At 39.2% G+C, this 15,402-nt stretch carries 18 protein-coding genes; 10 read left to right on the top strand and 8 right to left on the bottom strand.

What is annotated here, in order from left to right:
- Positions 1 to 14: 14 nt before the first annotated feature.
- Genes Q0W26_RS02160 through acs form a run of 3 tightly spaced genes read right to left on the bottom strand, consistent with a single transcriptional unit; the run spans position 15 to position 3,144 of the window.
- Entirely contained in the window at positions 15 to 641 is a 627-nt protein-coding gene (locus Q0W26_RS02160) for a DUF447 domain-containing protein (RefSeq protein ID WP_298521865.1), read from the bottom strand.
- Entirely contained in the window at positions 634 to 987 is a 354-nt protein-coding gene (locus Q0W26_RS02155) for a hypothetical protein (protein WP_298521863.1), read from the bottom strand. Before Q0W26_RS02155 ends, Q0W26_RS02160 begins: the two co-directional genes overlap by 8 nt.
- A 60-nt stretch (positions 988 to 1,047) precedes the next feature.
- Positions 1,048 to 3,144, bottom strand: a complete 2,097-nt coding sequence (acs, locus tag Q0W26_RS02150) for an acetate--CoA ligase alpha subunit (RefSeq protein WP_298521861.1) — start codon at positions 3,142 to 3,144, stop codon at positions 1,048 to 1,050.
- Positions 3,145 to 3,478: 334 nt separating this feature from the next.
- Between acs and Q0W26_RS02145 the strand changes: the two genes are divergently transcribed.
- The gene (locus Q0W26_RS02145) at positions 3,479 to 4,399 is read left to right on the top strand and encodes a DUF2121 domain-containing protein (RefSeq protein WP_298521858.1); all 921 of its coding nucleotides are present in this window, start codon (positions 3,479 to 3,481) and stop codon (positions 4,397 to 4,399) included.
- 12 nt (positions 4,400 to 4,411) lie between these two features.
- A complete protein-coding gene (locus Q0W26_RS02140; protein ID WP_298521856.1) occupies positions 4,412 to 5,335 on the top strand; it encodes an MBL fold metallo-hydrolase in 924 nt (307 codons plus the stop codon).
- Here Q0W26_RS02140 and aroC read toward each other — a convergent pair.
- Both aroC and Q0W26_RS02130 read right to left on the bottom strand, forming a co-directional pair.
- The gene (gene aroC, locus Q0W26_RS02135) at positions 5,332 to 6,426 is read right to left on the bottom strand and encodes a chorismate synthase (RefSeq protein WP_298521854.1); all 1,095 of its coding nucleotides are present in this window, start codon (positions 6,424 to 6,426) and stop codon (positions 5,332 to 5,334) included. The genes Q0W26_RS02140 and aroC overlap by 4 nt on opposite strands.
- A 147-nt stretch (positions 6,427 to 6,573) precedes the next feature.
- Positions 6,574 to 7,230 (bottom strand): hypothetical protein, encoded by a 657-nt coding sequence (locus tag Q0W26_RS02130; protein WP_298521852.1) that lies wholly within the window; start codon positions 7,228 to 7,230, stop codon positions 6,574 to 6,576.
- 247 nt (positions 7,231 to 7,477) lie between these two features.
- On the opposite strand from Q0W26_RS02130, the gene hemB reads away from it, so the two are divergent.
- Together hemB and Q0W26_RS02120 are read left to right on the top strand one after the other, a co-directional pair.
- Positions 7,478 to 8,482, top strand: coding sequence for a porphobilinogen synthase (hemB, locus tag Q0W26_RS02125; protein ID WP_298521850.1), 1,005 nt, complete (start codon positions 7,478 to 7,480; stop codon positions 8,480 to 8,482).
- Positions 8,479 to 9,357: a triphosphoribosyl-dephospho-CoA synthase gene (locus Q0W26_RS02120; RefSeq protein WP_298521847.1), complete on the top strand. Its 879-nt coding sequence runs from the start codon at positions 8,479 to 8,481 to the stop codon at positions 9,355 to 9,357. Before hemB ends, Q0W26_RS02120 begins: the two co-directional genes overlap by 4 nt.
- A gap of 17 nt (positions 9,358 to 9,374) precedes the next feature.
- On the opposite strand, the gene Q0W26_RS02115 is transcribed toward Q0W26_RS02120, so the two are convergent.
- Positions 9,375 to 9,800 (bottom strand): C-GCAxxG-C-C family protein, encoded by a 426-nt coding sequence (locus tag Q0W26_RS02115; RefSeq protein ID WP_298521845.1) that lies wholly within the window; start codon positions 9,798 to 9,800, stop codon positions 9,375 to 9,377.
- 119 nt (positions 9,801 to 9,919) lie between these two features.
- Between Q0W26_RS02115 and Q0W26_RS02110 the strand changes: the two genes are divergently transcribed.
- Together Q0W26_RS02110 and Q0W26_RS02105 are read left to right on the top strand one after the other, a co-directional pair.
- The gene (locus tag Q0W26_RS02110; protein ID WP_298521843.1) at positions 9,920 to 11,461 is read left to right on the top strand and encodes a phenylalanine--tRNA ligase subunit alpha; all 1,542 of its coding nucleotides are present in this window, start codon (positions 9,920 to 9,922) and stop codon (positions 11,459 to 11,461) included.
- The gene (locus Q0W26_RS02105; protein WP_298521841.1) at positions 11,461 to 12,234 is read left to right on the top strand and encodes an exodeoxyribonuclease III; all 774 of its coding nucleotides are present in this window, start codon (positions 11,461 to 11,463) and stop codon (positions 12,232 to 12,234) included. Before Q0W26_RS02110 ends, Q0W26_RS02105 begins: the two co-directional genes overlap by 1 nt.
- Before the next feature lie 21 nt (positions 12,235 to 12,255).
- On the opposite strand, the gene Q0W26_RS02100 is transcribed toward Q0W26_RS02105, so the two are convergent.
- Together Q0W26_RS02100 and Q0W26_RS02095 are read right to left on the bottom strand one after the other, a co-directional pair.
- Positions 12,256 to 12,951 (bottom strand): TIGR02253 family HAD-type hydrolase, encoded by a 696-nt coding sequence (locus Q0W26_RS02100; RefSeq protein WP_298521839.1) that lies wholly within the window; start codon positions 12,949 to 12,951, stop codon positions 12,256 to 12,258.
- 37 nt (positions 12,952 to 12,988) lie between these two features.
- Positions 12,989 to 13,672, bottom strand: coding sequence for a DNA polymerase domain-containing protein (locus tag Q0W26_RS02095; RefSeq protein WP_298521837.1), 684 nt, complete (start codon positions 13,670 to 13,672; stop codon positions 12,989 to 12,991).
- 170 nt (positions 13,673 to 13,842) lie between these two features.
- Here Q0W26_RS02095 and Q0W26_RS02090 point away from each other — a divergent pair, with 170 nt between their 5' ends.
- From Q0W26_RS02090 to Q0W26_RS02075, 4 genes are all read left to right on the top strand, one after another.
- Positions 13,843 to 14,190, top strand: coding sequence for a hypothetical protein (locus tag Q0W26_RS02090; RefSeq protein WP_298521835.1), 348 nt, complete (start codon positions 13,843 to 13,845; stop codon positions 14,188 to 14,190).
- A gap of 80 nt (positions 14,191 to 14,270) precedes the next feature.
- The gene (locus Q0W26_RS02085; RefSeq protein WP_298521833.1) at positions 14,271 to 14,558 is read left to right on the top strand and encodes a hypothetical protein; all 288 of its coding nucleotides are present in this window, start codon (positions 14,271 to 14,273) and stop codon (positions 14,556 to 14,558) included.
- A gap of 8 nt (positions 14,559 to 14,566) precedes the next feature.
- Complete coding sequence (locus Q0W26_RS02080; RefSeq protein WP_298521830.1) at positions 14,567 to 14,803, top strand: hypothetical protein; 237 nt, start codon at positions 14,567 to 14,569, stop codon at positions 14,801 to 14,803.
- Between the two features lie 193 nt (positions 14,804 to 14,996).
- Positions 14,997 to 15,371 carry a 30S ribosomal protein S8e gene (locus Q0W26_RS02075; RefSeq protein WP_298521828.1) on the top strand — a complete coding sequence of 125 codons (375 nt, stop codon included), beginning with the start codon at positions 14,997 to 14,999 and terminating at the stop codon, positions 15,369 to 15,371.
- Positions 15,372 to 15,402 lie beyond the last annotated feature (31 nt).

The following is a 15,402-nucleotide window of genomic DNA, read 5'->3' as shown; positions in this document are numbered from 1 at the left end:
TTTTTTTGTGGCGTTTAGTTTTTTTCGTATTCTTCTTTTAAAAGTTTCATTATTTCTTTTGACTTGCCATTTCCGATTCTTGAAATCATTCTGTCGTTTTCAATGACTCTGTCCATATAGTATTTCCTTTTTTTGTCATCGACAATCTTATATCTTGAAACATTTACAAGACATTCGATAATGCCTGAAAATGCTCGGTTAAAAGCTTTAATGCTTTCATCATTAACGACAACCTTTTCGATTTTACCTTTAATCATGAAAATGCTTTGGTCATTGTCGATAGGAGTATTTTCCGGCTTCTGCTCGTCAATGTCAACGACATTAACGACAATGTATGATCCAGCATCCCTTAAAACGGCAATGTCAGTGTCGTCTGTATAATATTCATCCGGAAGCTTGTCGATTGTTGATTTTGTAAAAATCATCGGGTCCTGTGTGACATTAACGACGTACTTTTTGGTTTTTTGAATGTTTTCCAGGGTTTTTGACCCTTCAAATATCCTGCATCCTACGTCATTGCCGCCGAAATATTTCAATCCTATTGCAGCTGAGTTCTTAACTCCTTCAGGACTTATTGTTGTATAAATGCATTCATATCTTTCTTCTGTTGTAATTCCAATCTTTTCTAATGTTTCATTCATTTAATCCACCCTGTGTGGGAAATGCTTCAGCTATTCTGTTCAAGTTATTAAAAATATTAATTAGTTTATCTACAACTTCCTCCAATTCGTCATTTTCAATTTCTCCAAGTGCATTGATGTATTGAGGAAATGTCTGTTTTCCGTTTTCAAAAAAAGGATAATATTCACCGAAATTAACCTCTTCCCGGTTTAAATCGTCAATAACATCATTATAAAATCTTTCCAAATCATCGGCGCTTTCATTCATCAATGTCGATGCTTCGCAGATGTTATCCAATTTCTGAAAAGCAGTGTTCAAACGAATCAGAGAAATAGTGTAAAGTTCCAAATCAATTTCGCCGTTCATATAATCACTGATAGTGTGAATAAAAAAAGAAAAAAAAGAGATAATTTCTCATGTGAGAAATTATAATTTGATTTTAATATCGAGTGCAGATGAACCTTCTTCGTAGACGAAGATTGGGTTTATGTCCAACTCTGAGATTTCTGGGAAGTCGAGTGTTAATCTTGCTACTCTTTTGATAGCTTCTTTAACCTCTTCAACATCGCAAGGTGCTTCTCCTCTGTATCCTGCCAGTAATTTGGATACTTTGGTTGATTCGATTTGTTCATCGATTTCCTGGGAACTCATTCCTTTTGCAAGGTTGAATGACACGTCTTCAATGAGGTTTACGTAGATTCCACCCATACCGAATGCAATCATAGGTCCGAACTGTTTGTCACGGATCATACCTACGATGACTTCTTCACCGGAATCCATCATCTTTTGCACTTCTACACCGTCAGGCACGATGTCAGGGTGTGCCGCTTTGGCGTTTGCAATGATTTCATCGAATGTAGCTTTTGCCTCTTCAGCTGAGGAGATTCCTACTTTTACACCGCCGATATCGGATTTGTGTAAAATCTTGTCTGATGCGATTTTAAGCACAACAGGGAATTCCATTTCCTCTGCAAGTTTTGCAGCTTCATCAGCACTTGTTGACAATTTGATTGGTGCTGCTGAAATTCCATATGCTTCAGCTACTGCATATGCTTCGCTTCCAAGCAAGGTGTCTCTGCCGTCGGCTTTTACTTTGTCGAATATTGCAGCTACTGCATCCTTGTCCACATCATCGATTTTTTCAATGACGTCATCGTATTCTCTGGATTCGAGTTTTGCGTATCTTGTCATTGCTTCAAGTGCGGTTACTGCGGTTTCTGGGAATACGTAGGTTGGCACTCCGTTTTCTCTTAAAGCGTCATTTGCAGCTTCAAAGGAGGGTCCTCCCATATTCACTACAATAATCGGTTTGTCGAATTCTTTTCTCTCTTCAAGGATTGCATTTGCGATTCCGTCAGGGTCTGCTGATGCGGTAGGACAAACCATTACGATTAGGCTGTCAACTTCCTCTTGGCTCAACACGATTTCAAGGGATTCTTTGTATCTGCTTACAGGAGCGTCACCTAATACGTCGATTGGGTTTTTTGCACTTCCTTCTTCGGTAACGCATTCTTTAAGTTTTGCAGTGGTTTCTTCGTCGAACTGTACAAGTTGCAACCCTGCCTTTTCCATTGCGTCGACGGTAAGTACTCCTCCACCACCTGCGTTTGTGATAATCGCTACATTATCACCTTTAGGCAGCGGTGCTTTGGAGAATGCAAGACCTAAGTCGAAGAGTTCTGCCATTGTTTCAACACGCATGATTCCGGATTGCCTAAATGCGGTATCGAATGCAAGGTCACTTCCTGCAAGAGCTCCTGTGTGTGAGGATGCTGCTTCTGCACCTGCGGAACTTGAACCTGATTTGAGAACGATAATCGGTTTTTTGTGTGCTGTTTCCCTCATGGTTCTTACAAAGTCTTCGTCATCTGAAATGGATTCGAGATAACAGATGATTACATTGGTTTCGTCATCTTCTGCCAGGTATTGGAGCAGCTCGATTTCGCTTACTCCTGCCTTGTTACCTAAACTGATTACTTTACTGAATCCGATTCCGGATGTTACACTCCAGTCGATGATAGCTACCATCATAGCTCCACTTTGTGAAATGAATGCCATGTTTCCTGTTGGTGGCATCATCTGTGAGAATGATCCGTTTAACGGAGTGTGTGAATCGGTTATTCCTAAACTGTTTGGTCCAATAATGTTTATGCCATATTTTTCACCAAGGGCGGTTAATTCAGCTTCCAGTTTAGCTCCTTCTTCGCCGACTTCCTTAAAACCAGCGGTAATGACTACCATATTTTCAACGCCGACTTCACCACATTCTTCAACAGCGGTGTTTACAAATACGGAAGGGATTGTAATGATTGCTAAATCTACTTTTCCCGGTACGTCTTTAATATTTGCATATGCTTGTTTTCCTAAAATCTCTCCACCTTTTGGGTTTACAGGATATATTTCTCCTTCAAACCCATCATTGATGAGATTATCCACAATACTGTATCCTACTTTTCCAGGGGTATTGGATGCACCAATAACGGCTACGGATTCAGGTTTAAACATTTTATTGAGATCTTTCATAAGTTCTTCTCCTTATAATTTTTGTTAACATTATATCCAATCTATAATGATAAATAATTAACAATTATTATAATCTAATTTATGACCATATTAATATTTAAACATGTTGATTGAACATCATGCTAAATTCTTATTGAATGAATTTGATGATTATCACTTCTTTTTTAAATAATTTGAAAAAATAGAATGGTTTTTATTTATTGACAGATTTTTAAAATTTTTCCTTTAAAATGATTTTTCGGTTAAACTATTTAATACATGATTAATATAACTATATATAATTAATAAATTTGTGATATTTTAAAAATTTTAAAATATCTAATTAGGGGATATTATGAGCTTAATTATCGCTTACATGGGTAAAAAAGGATGTGTAATGACCGGAGATAAAAGAAGAATAGGATATTTCGGTGATAAAGAGAATTTACAAACCTTAGAAAATGAACTGTATGGTGGTAAAATCACCAATGACGAGGAATTTGCAAATCGTGCAGAAGAGCTGGGCATCTCAATAAAAATCACAGACGATGCAAGCAAGCTGAAGATAGTTGGAAACTGCGTTCGGGGTGAAGTGAGTACCAAAGGAACATTTGAGACAAAACGAAGAAGGATTTACGGGACAACCAACGGCTATCAGCTGGTTGAACTGTTGGGTTCAGAGACCAAATCACGTAAGGCCGGTGAAAAGGGAATAATCATTTTTGGAAATAATTATGCAAAGAAATTGGCTCAAAATCTCATTCAAAAGAAATGGAAAGCTTCCCAAAGCCTGAAGTATATGGGTGAGGTCTTTGAAGATGTTTTAAGTGAAGTCGCTTCTCAGACTCCTACAGTTGGCAAGAAATTTGACACTTTAATTCAACAGCCAACCTACAGCGCTCCAACCGCACAGCAGCATCTTAACATGACAATTGACCATGACATCAAAGTCCTAATCAAGTTCAGACAGGACCTGACTGAAAAGCTGGTTCAGCAAAACATTGAAATTGAAATGGCCGAAAAAATCATCGACAATGGAGACATTGGAAGAGTGGTTTCAATTGACGGAAACATGCTGTTTGTCCAGCTTAACGACAAGACACAGGCAATGGACGGAAACTGGCAGCAAAAGGCAGCACCTGGTCAGAATGTATTGATGTTTACAGAAAGTGACAATGTCAAAATAGGCGACAAGGTCGTTATCAAAAATGAGGATTTATGCCTTAAAAAGGACAAATCACCTCTAAAATGTGATATTATTTTATGTTCATTATGATAGGGGATCTAAATGAAAATTACGTTTTTAGGTAGTGGTGGCGGAAGGTTTTCTGCCATTTCACAGCGAAGGATGACAGGAGGGTTCAGGATTGATAATCTCGGCGGAAAGAATTATCACATTGACCCCGGACCTGGAGCTCTTGTGAGAACTTACCAATTCGGATTTGATCCCCGCAATCTGAGCGGCGTTTTCGTAACTCATGCACACACAGACCATTACAACGATGCTGAAGTGCTCATCGAAGCCATGACACGAGGAATGACAAGGGATTTCGGAACAATCATAGGTAGTGACAGCGTCTTGAACGGTTTTGAAGAGTGGGGACCATGCATTTCAAGCTACCATCAATCCAAGTCCGAAAAGGTTGTCCTAAAGGAAGGAGAATTTGTCGGTGTCAATAACATCAGGGTAAAGGGCACCAAGACAGAGCATGGAGACCCCACCGGCTGCGGATTTCAGATAGACTACAACGGATTTAAGGTCTCATATACTTCCGATACGGGATATTTTGAAGGCTTGGCAGATGAGCATAATGGCGCAGACATTTTAATAGCCAGCGTGCTGAGACCTGGAAACAGACCTATCAACGGTCACATGTGCACCCGCAATTTCATCGACCTGATTAATGAGGTAAAACCTAAAGTGGCTGTGATGACCCATTTGGGCCTCAAGATGATATCAAACAATCCTGTCACTGAGGCCAAAAAGGTTTCAAAGATAACCGGAGTCAAGACAATCGCAGCATTTGACGGATTGTCATTCAATGTCAATTACAACAATCCGAGAAGATTCAGGCTGATTTCCCTGAAAGATGTCGAGTCACCGAGCCACAGCACAAATCATAAGATGTTTAAAAATGAGAGGAAAAACTCCTATCAGCTCGCATTTAAGAACAACGAGTTTGATGAAGTTTCTTTCATGAAAAAACGTTAATGTTCCAAGTTGGAAGGATGAATGAATCCTGAGCGAATCATGTGGTCTGCAAGGACAATTGCAGTGCTTGATTCTGCAACAACTGTCACTCTAGGGCAGATGCATGGGTCATGCCTTCCTTTAATTTCTATTTTTTCGTTTTCCATTGTTTCCAGATTGATTGAATCCTGACATTTGGAAATTGATGGGGTAGGCTTTACTGCAATTCTTGAAACAATCGGCATGCCGTTGCTCATGCCGCCGATAATGCCTCCTGAATTGTTGGTTTTTGTTGTGATTTTACCATCTTTTATTTGGTATTCGTCGTTAATCTCGCTTCCAGTGTGGTTTGCAACGTCAAATCCGAGGCCGATTTCAACTCCCTTGACCGCACCGATATTCATCAGAATCCTTGCAAGGTCTCCGTCAAGCCTTTCAAATACCGGTTCTCCCAGGCCTGATGGCACATTAACAGCTATTGTTTCGACAATTCCTCCTACAGAATCACCTTCCTGTTTTTTAGCAAGAATTAATTCTTCCATTTCCTTTGAAGCATTCAAATCAGCGCAGCGCACAGGATTTTTCTCTATATTTTCAATGATGGCGCTCAATTCCTGAGGCTCTGCTTTAATGTCTCCAATTTGAGTCACATGGGAAACGATTTCAATATTTTGTGTTTTGAGGAGTTTTTTGGCAATTGCGCCGCCGATGACATGGCCGATTGTTATCCTGCCGCTTCCACGGCCACCTCCATTGTAGTCGTAGTTTCCGTATTTGGACATCCATCCGAAATCACCATGGGATGGGCGGGGCGTGCTTTTAAACATTGAATAGTCTTTGGAATGCTGATTTTTGTTAAAGATGACTCCGCAGATTGGTGTTCCGTCAGTCTTTCCTTCAAAGATGCCTGAAAGAATCTGAACTTCATCGGCTTCCTTTCTTGGTGTTGTGACACTGCTTGTTCCAGGTTTTCTTTTATCCAGTTCCTTTTGAATATCTTCAACGCTTAATTCAAGATTAGCGGGACATCCATCAACAACGGCACCCACAGCCACTCCGTGACTGGCACCGAAACTTGTTATTCGAAATTTTTCTCCAATTGAATTTGACATTTTAGGCCTCTTTTTGGTAATTAATGTAATATTTGTATTCTAAACATTTAAATTTTCATAAATGTTTTTACTTTGCTCTAAAGTCAGGCCTGCTTTAACAGTCTCAATATTAGTATTAAGTGTGAAGTCAGCATTGTTTTTCATAATTTAATAAAAATCAACTTTTAAATTTTTGCATATGTTTTTGCATTGTTCTAGTGTTAACCCTACTTTAACGGTCTCCATTTCAGTATCTAGGATAAATCCTCTGTCATGTTTTATAATCTCCTTTAAAAATTCATTATATGCCATTAATATTTCATTTGTATTGAATTTTACTTCTTTTTTTAATTTTTCAATGTCATCTCCGCATTGTATTAAATCGAAAATTTTAATCAGTCCTTTTTTCCGGGCTGAGTCTCGTTTTACATCTTCTTCGGTTGGATTTTTAAATGACAATGTGATTTTATAAGGGGAATTGATAATTCCATTGATTACTAAATCTTCATTGGGATTGTCATTTCCAAATAAGTTTCCGGTTAAATTCCTAATTTTATTAAATTTTGTTGTCAAATTATAAAATTCTGTAATTGTTAGCGCTCCCTTTTCTAAATCATGGTCGAATTGTAAGTTTATTTTATTTACATTTTCAATGAATCTTATTCTGTCTTTTTTAAAAATATTATATAGGTATTTGTATGTTTCATAATTGCCCAAGGTCCCTCCATTATCTTGATGTTTTTCAATGTTATCTTCCATTTCTCTGAGGTTTTCTTCCATGTCTTCCAAGTCTTTATTGTAGTCTTCTATTGTTTTGAATCTCATTTAATGCATCCATTAATTTTCTTTATTTTAGATTTAAAATATATTATGTGACTATTTTTTAAAAATATTATATAAATTTTGTTAAATTCTTTTTCTAATCTTAATTATTGCTTTAAAGCAATTTTACAGACTCAGAACAATTTTACTGTCTCACATCAATTTTACATTGTCACGACAATTTTTCATAGGGGGAACAATATGTCAATTATAAATAATTTCAAATCAAAATTATAATCAAGTGATAATTATGCAGTTTCCAACAACAAGAATGAGAAGATTAAGAAAGAATGCTAAAATCCGAGATATCGTGCGTGAAACCAAACTTGAAAAAGAGGACCTGATTTACCCTATCTATTTCAAGGAAGAGCTCCAAGCAATGGAAAAGGAGGAAATCTCCTCACTTCCTGGGGAGTTCAGATATTCCCTTGACGCAGGCGTTGACTTTGCAAAGCAGCTTGAGGCAAAAGGATTGAAGTCAATCATAGTATTTGGAATTCCAAAGGAAGAAACCAAGGATGAAATAGCGACTCCAGACTATTCGGCAACAGGCATTGTGCAGAAAGCCATCAGAAAACTCAAAAAGGAAACAAACCTTGTGATTATAAGTGATGTTTGCCTGTGCCAATACACTTCTCATGGCCACTGCGGCATGATTGTTGAAAATGATGATACTGATGACGGAATTGAAATTTTAAACGACGAATCACTTCCATACATCGCAAAGGTTGCATTATCTCATGCCGAAGCCGGAGCAGACATTGTTGCACCGTCAGACATGATGGACGGAAGGGTCGGTGCAATCAGACAGACTCTGGACGATGAAGGATATGAAAACGTGATGATAATGTCATACTCCGCAAAATACGCTTCAGCATTTTACGAACCCTTCAGGGTTGCGGCATGCTCATCTCCTCATGCAGGTGACAGGAAATCATACCAGATGGATCCGGCAAATGCCGTTGAAGCCATAAGAGAATGCGAGCTTGACGTCATTGAAGGCTGCGACTTTCTGATGGTAAAGCCGGCACTTCCGTACCTGGATGTTGTTCGCATGGTACGTGATGAATTCATGCTTCCTCTGGTTGCATATAACGTAAGCGGTGAATATGCAATGCTCATGGCAGCTATAGAAAAGGGATTTTTAACAGAAAGGGCAATTTTGGAATCCCTGCTTTCAATAAAAAGAGCAGGAGCAGACCTGATTATCACTAACTTTGCACCATATTTACTTTTCAACGAGTTGATTGAATGAACCCTGATGAAATTGCAAAAATAGCACAGATTGCCTCAGCACTTGAGGTCAGCGGTTATCCAAAACCTGGAAATGTCCATAGAACCCGAGACTATGACGACATGGAGTTTGAGGACTTCGTGATAAGCGGCATTGTCATCGGAGACACAATCCGTGAAGCATGCAGTGATGTGGACATCGAAAACCCTGAACTTGGAAAATACATTCTCCAGGCAGTGGCCGAAACCGACAGATGGATTAAGAACAACACCAACCTCGGAATCGTGATGATGACAACACCAATTGCTGTTGCGGCCGCAATAAGTTCCGATTTTGATGAGATAAGGGAAAATGTCAAGGTGCTAATGGCAAACACCTCAGTCGATGATGCATGCGATTTATATGATGCGATAAACATTGCCGATGCGGGAGGAATGGGCGACCAGGACGAATACGACGTTTCAAGCGACAATGCAAAAAACGAGCTGAGGCAAAACAATCAGACAATGTTTGACGTTTTGAAAATCTCAGCGCCATGGGACATGCTTGCCCGTGAGATGACCTCCGACATGCCTGCAGTCTTTGAAATAGGATATCCCACATATCATGAACTTAAGGATGAAAAAACCAAAAACGAAGCATGTGTTTTGACATTCCTCACAATACTATCACAGGTTCCCGACACACTGATTTCAAGAAAATACGGCTCAGATGAGGCTTTGAAAATATCAATGATGACAAGGGATCTTTTAAACCTCAAGGATGCTGATGACTTTGGTGAAAGGTTAAAAGAGTTTGACGATTATCTGTTTAAAAACAAGTACAATCCTGGAACCACTGCCGATTTGACAGCAGCATCCATTTTTGTAAGCTATCTTAAATCCAATTTCGAATAAGTTTTTTAAGGGGGGGATTATTCTATCCCCCCTTCAATTATTTCTTTTGTAAGTTTTGCTGCGGATTCAACCATCTTCGGACAGAATTCCTTAAACAGTCTGTTTTCAACTGCAAATTCAACCCCTTCTTTTGTTCTGATGTCGCATCCAAGAAGCTCGTTGCAGATGTAGGAACCGTTTTCATTTTCAAATTTATCCAAAAATCTTTCACAGGCTTCATTTGACTTTTCCTTGCTCTGGCCGTATTTAAGACCCAATGCCATCAGCGCACCGGTGCAGGCTCCGCAAACCTCTCCTTTTCTCATTCCACTTCCAAAACATGCTCCAATCTTCAATGCCTGCTCTTTTTCAAGACCCAAATCTGGGGAAAATGCCGCAAACACTGCTTGTGAACACACGTAACCCTCTTCAAATAGCCTTACGGCTTCAGTAATTTCGCTCATGATTAATATTTTTTTAATTCATGGTAAATATATGTTGATTTTTCCAGTTAGGCACTATATTTATTAATGTTTTCAAACATATATTATTATATTATTAATCTTAAAATTATGGTGTTTAAATGAGTGAGGATATTAAAAAAACCATTAGTGAATTGCATATCTATGAAAAGAAACTTTTAAAAGAACTGGAAGCCAATCCTGAGGCAACTCCTGAAGAGATTGCCAAAAACACTGGTATGGACATCAAGTCAGTAATGAGTGCTGCAGGTTCCCTTGCATCAAAGGACATTATCGAAATGCACAAGGACGTTGAGGAAATCTATTCATTGACTGATGACGGAAAGGAATATGCCGAAAAGGGACTTCCTGAACGTAGGATATTGAATGCCTTGGCTAATAAAGACAGGATTCACATGAAAGATTTATCCACAGAAACCGGTGTTGACAAAAAGGAAACAAACATCGCTATCGGTTGGCTTCGCCGTAAAAACTGGGCAAACATCGATAAGGGAATGGTTACAATCACAGATTTCGGTAAGGATTTTGCATCCAAAATGGATGTGGATGAGGAAACTCTGGATTACCTGAAGGCAAATGCTGACGGGGTCCGACTTTTCACTGATGATTTGCTCAACGGAGTCAAAAAATTAGCGGGCAGGAAAAACATTTTAAACGTCAAAAAGGAAACCTCACATTCCTTTAAAATACTGCCTAAAGGTGAAGCTATTCTTGAGGAAGGATTCATTATCAAAGAACAGGCCACTCAATTAACACACCAGCATCTCAAGGATGGGCAATGGAAAGATTTAGAATACCGTCCTTATGACATTAATGCAGAAGCTCCAGTCATCTTTGCAGGCAAAAAGCACCCTTTAAGAGTAATCATTGACGAAATCAGGGACATCTTTTTGGATATGGGATTTGTTGAAGACAATGGTGAATATGTCGAATCAGCATTCTGGAACTTCGATTCACTTTTCCAGCCACAGGACCATGCGGCCCGTGAAATGCAGGACACATTCTATCTCAAAAATCCTCTCACCTGTGATTTGCCGGACATGGACCTTGTGAAACTCACTGCAGAAACCCACGAAACCGGAGCAGATACCGGATCAATTGGATGGCAATACGATTGGAGCGAGGACATTGCACGCCAAAGCGTCTTAAGGACACACACAACAGGAATCTCAACAAAACACCTTTTTGAACATGAGCCTCCAATCAAGATGTTTTCAGTCGGAAGGGTATTCAGGAGAGAAACCTTCGATTACAAGCACCTGCCTGAATTCCACCAGGTTGAAGGACTGGTATGCGGTGAAGGAATCAGCTATCAAAATCTTTTAGGTGTTTTAAAAGAGTTCTATAAAAAATTAGGATTTGAAGTAAGGTTCAGACCTGCCTACTTCCCGTACACTTATCTCTCTACCGAAAGTGAGATTTATCTCGAGGAAAAGGAAAGCTGGATTGAGCTTGGAGGTGCCGGAATGTTCAGGCCAGAAGTGCTCAAACCGTTAGGCATTGACCAGCCTGCATTGGCATTCGGTATGGGTATAGAAAGGCTTGCAATGATTAGATACGATGTGGAAGACATCCGTATGCTATACAAAAGTGACATCAATTGGCTTCGTGAAGTTCCTCTTGATAAAGGAGTCAGATTATAATGTCTATCAAGCTGGTTTCTTGGAACGTCAATGGTATAAGGGCAGTTTCCAAAAAGGAGGAATTCTGGAGCTGGTTTGAAAACAGTGATGCAGACATCATCAACTTTCAGGAAGTAAGAGCTACCGAAAAGGATATTCCAAAGAAATTGGCGGGCGTTGATGGATTTCATAAGTACTACAACGAAGCTGAAAGGAAAGGATACAGCGGCGTTGGCACATACTCCAAAATCGAGGCCGTTAATGTGACAAAAGGTCTTGGCATTGAAGAGCTTGACAGTGAAGGAAGGGTTTTAAAAATTGAATATCCTGACTTCATATTATACAACATCTACTTTCCGAACAGCGGGATGGAATCCAAAAGACTTGATTTCAAGGTTGCATTCTGCGATGCGTTGCTTGAGGAGCTCATTGAACTTAAAAAGCAAGGAAAGAATCTGGTCATAACCGGAGACTACAATATCGCCCACAATCCAATCGATGTATACAATCCGAAAAACTGTGAAGGAAAATCAGGATACCTGCCTGAGGAACGCGCATGGCTGGACCAGTTAGAAGAAGCAGGATTCATCGACACTTTCAGGATGTTTGACGAAGGCGAAAACAACTTTACATGGTGGAGCTACAGAACCCGTGCACGTGAAAGGAATGCAGGGTGGAGACTTGACTATTTTTATGTAAATGAAGAAATGAAGGACAACGTAAAAATAGCTGAAATATTGTCCGACGTTTACGGTTCAGACCACTGTCCAGTGACTTTAGAACTCGAATTTTAAAAAAATAGTTGTTTTGGTGAGTTATAATATTGTATTAACATCACCAATATCATCAACAATTGTAATGTCCAGTTTATGTTTTTTGATGTATTCTCTGTCATCTTCTGTAACGTCAGAGTTTACAAGAATAGCACTTAATCCCGCATTGACGGCACCCAAAGCGTCTGCTTTGAACTTGTTTCCAATCATCACTGATTTTTCAGGATTTCCATGCATTTTTCTTATTGCAACATCATAAATCAGTTTGTCTGGTTTTTCCTTTCCGACCTCTTCGGAAGTAATCACCGCATCGAAAAATGAGTGGATGTTGAGTCTTACAAGCTTCTCCCACTGCTTGATGGTTATCCCGTTTGAAATTACTGCCAATCTGTAGCCCTGGCTTTTCAGATAAATCAATGTATCGAGTGTTTCTGGAAAAGGCCTTAAAAGTGCCATCTTAACGTTGTGGTATGTAATCATTCCGAGGGCTACGAGCATGGGATCTTCGTGGCCAAGCACAACCTGGGTGAGCACGTTGAAATGCTTGCCGTAATTTGACCCTTTTTCACGGATGATTGTTTTTAAAACGCCGTAGGCCTCATCCTTATCAAGAGGCAAACCGTTATCCACCATCAGTCCGATAGCTGCTTTTCTTGCTGTTTCAGCAAAATCAGAAGTGTCAAGCAATGTTCCATCTATATCAAAAAATACGACACGGTCGTTATCATCGTTATACATATAAGGATATTTATGGTTTTGAGATTATTTATATTTTTCAGAAGAATGCATCAAGACTTTGCTGGACCTCACCTCTGGACATGTCCTCCAGGTCCTTTTTTGTGTACCCGAAGGCATACATGATTCTCTCAACCGCCGGAATCAGCTGATTGTTGATGTAGTAGTCCTTGTCATATGCATATCCTTCACTGTATTCGTACGGAACGGCCCTTTGGCTTATGGATCCCTTTCCCTTCACGATTATATACTGGATGATGGTTCCACGGCTCACTTTAATGCCGTGTTCTTCTATTTTTTTTGCAGCCACGACATGTGGTCCGACTTGCTTGTACTGGTCAAGGGGCTTTGTGATTTGTGTGTGTATGATGAGTTCCTTGTTGTTGACTTCACCTTTCTTCAGTCTTTTGAGAACTTTTTTAACGGCTTTGATTGCCTTGTCCGCATCCCCTTCCCTTAGGATTGCCATGAGTATGTCTTCCTGTGTCTTTTTGACTATCGGCGCCCAGTCCCTTCTAACCAGTTCAAGTCCTTTTGCAATGATTTCCCCGTCTTCAATGACGGCATACCTTTTTTTGCTTACGAAAAATCCTCGTCTGTAAAACCCTTCGTATTCCAGTTCCATGCTTTCGGGAAGTGTGGAATTGAGGTATGTTATGAACTTTTGGGCTTGCTCTTTTATTTCGGCTTCAAGGGCTAACTGTTCCGGGCTTTCCTCTACCATATTGACACCTGATTATACTTTGTTCAATCCTCTTAATATTCTTTTGTGGGAACAATTTTATTGCCTTGATATTGTTTTATTTACCTCATAATGCTTTTAGAATACTTTTCAAATGCTCTCGCACTTTCTTTATATGTTATAGGTGCTAAAGTAAGTATGAGGTTGATAACATGGAAAAGCAAAGATTGATATCAAGTTATGATGAGGTAAACGATACCTTTGTAGGAAAAATTGACGGTCGAAATGGATACTGCGCCGACTACAGCATTTCGGAAGGAATCTTTCTTGGCATAGACAAGAACAACATTCCGACATTGGTGCTTGTCGACAACGCATCAGAGGTGTTTGACATCTCAAAACAGGTTCTGGAAAATTCAAACGTCAAGATAGGCATTGACTGTGACAGTATCTGCCTATGCTTCACAATGTTTATCGAAAACCTCAAGATCTGCTCCATCAGGTGCAGAAACAAGTTCGGAATTCCAGAGCTCAGTTTCGAAATAGATAGTAACTACTGAAGTTACTATCTCTTTAAATTTTAAATAGGACAAACTAAATAATATAATTAAAAAGTTCCAAAAATTTGGAGGATGATAATTTGAATAACCAAAACGTTAATGTCAAACCCGGAGACGAGATTGTTATTGTTTTGCCCGAAAGCGCAATAGATGGTGATGAAATAGAAATAGACCTTGATGCGCTGGGCATTGATGTGGAGTCTTTGGGAGAAAACGTTAATATTGTAGTTCAAATTGAAGGCGACGTCGATGAGGACGGGTTCATGCTTGAAGACGAGGATGAGGACGAGCTCAAAGAGCCCAACGAATGGTATTTCGACGACGACCCATATGAAATTGTATATTATGAATTCCCTGACCTGGATTAGGTGTTGATATGGATAAGGTTCCCTATTATGTTTTTGATGAGGATGATGAATCCCGTCTGATGAGTGAAAACGGCGAAGCATACATTGACGACGGGGATTTGAAGGATTTGCTCCTTGAGCTTTTGGGAGATGACGTTCCCGACGAGGAAATTCAAAAGATTCTTAAGGCAGCATCTGATGAAAATCTTTCCGAAGAGGATTTCGACAAACTCATCGATGAATTTATTTTGAAAAATAAATTGTAATTTTTGTGAAAATAGGCCTAAAAATAAAACATTTATATATAATGATAAAGTAATATTTTATTATCATTATTCTTTAGGGCTCTTTATTGCTCTCTATAATTGAACTGTTATTTTTTCTTGCGCACAGTTTTAATTGAAAGAGTCTTATTGACTGCGATTATTATTTATTAAATTATATTTATTAGGTGAAATAATGGCAATTTCTCAAGGAAAATCAACTAGAAGTCCATCCGGTGCAAGAAATGTTGCAAACCGTGGAAAAAGGAAATCAGAATTAGGAAGAGATCCTGCTGAAACTAGATTAGATGAAAAAAAATTAAGAAAAATCAGAACTCGTGGTGGAAACGAAAAACTCAGATTAGCTACCGGTAACAAAATCAACGTAACCGACGCTAACGGTAAAACCAAAGTAGTAGACATTCTCGGAGTAATCGAAAACACCGCAAACCCTAACTACGTAAGAAGGAACATCATTACCAAAGGTGCTATCGTAGAAACCCCTGAAGGTAATGCTAAAGTAACATCCAGGCCTGGTCAAGACGGTGTTATCAACGGCGTATTAATTTAAATATATCACATATTTAAATTCTCTTTTTTTT

It is taken from the genome of uncultured Methanobrevibacter sp., from assembly GCF_947169325.1.
In the GTDB taxonomy this organism is placed as follows: domain Archaea; phylum Methanobacteriota; class Methanobacteria; order Methanobacteriales; family Methanobacteriaceae; genus Methanocatella.
The sequence above is the reverse complement of the archived record's forward strand: the minus strand, read 5'-3'. Positions and strand labels throughout refer to the sequence as shown.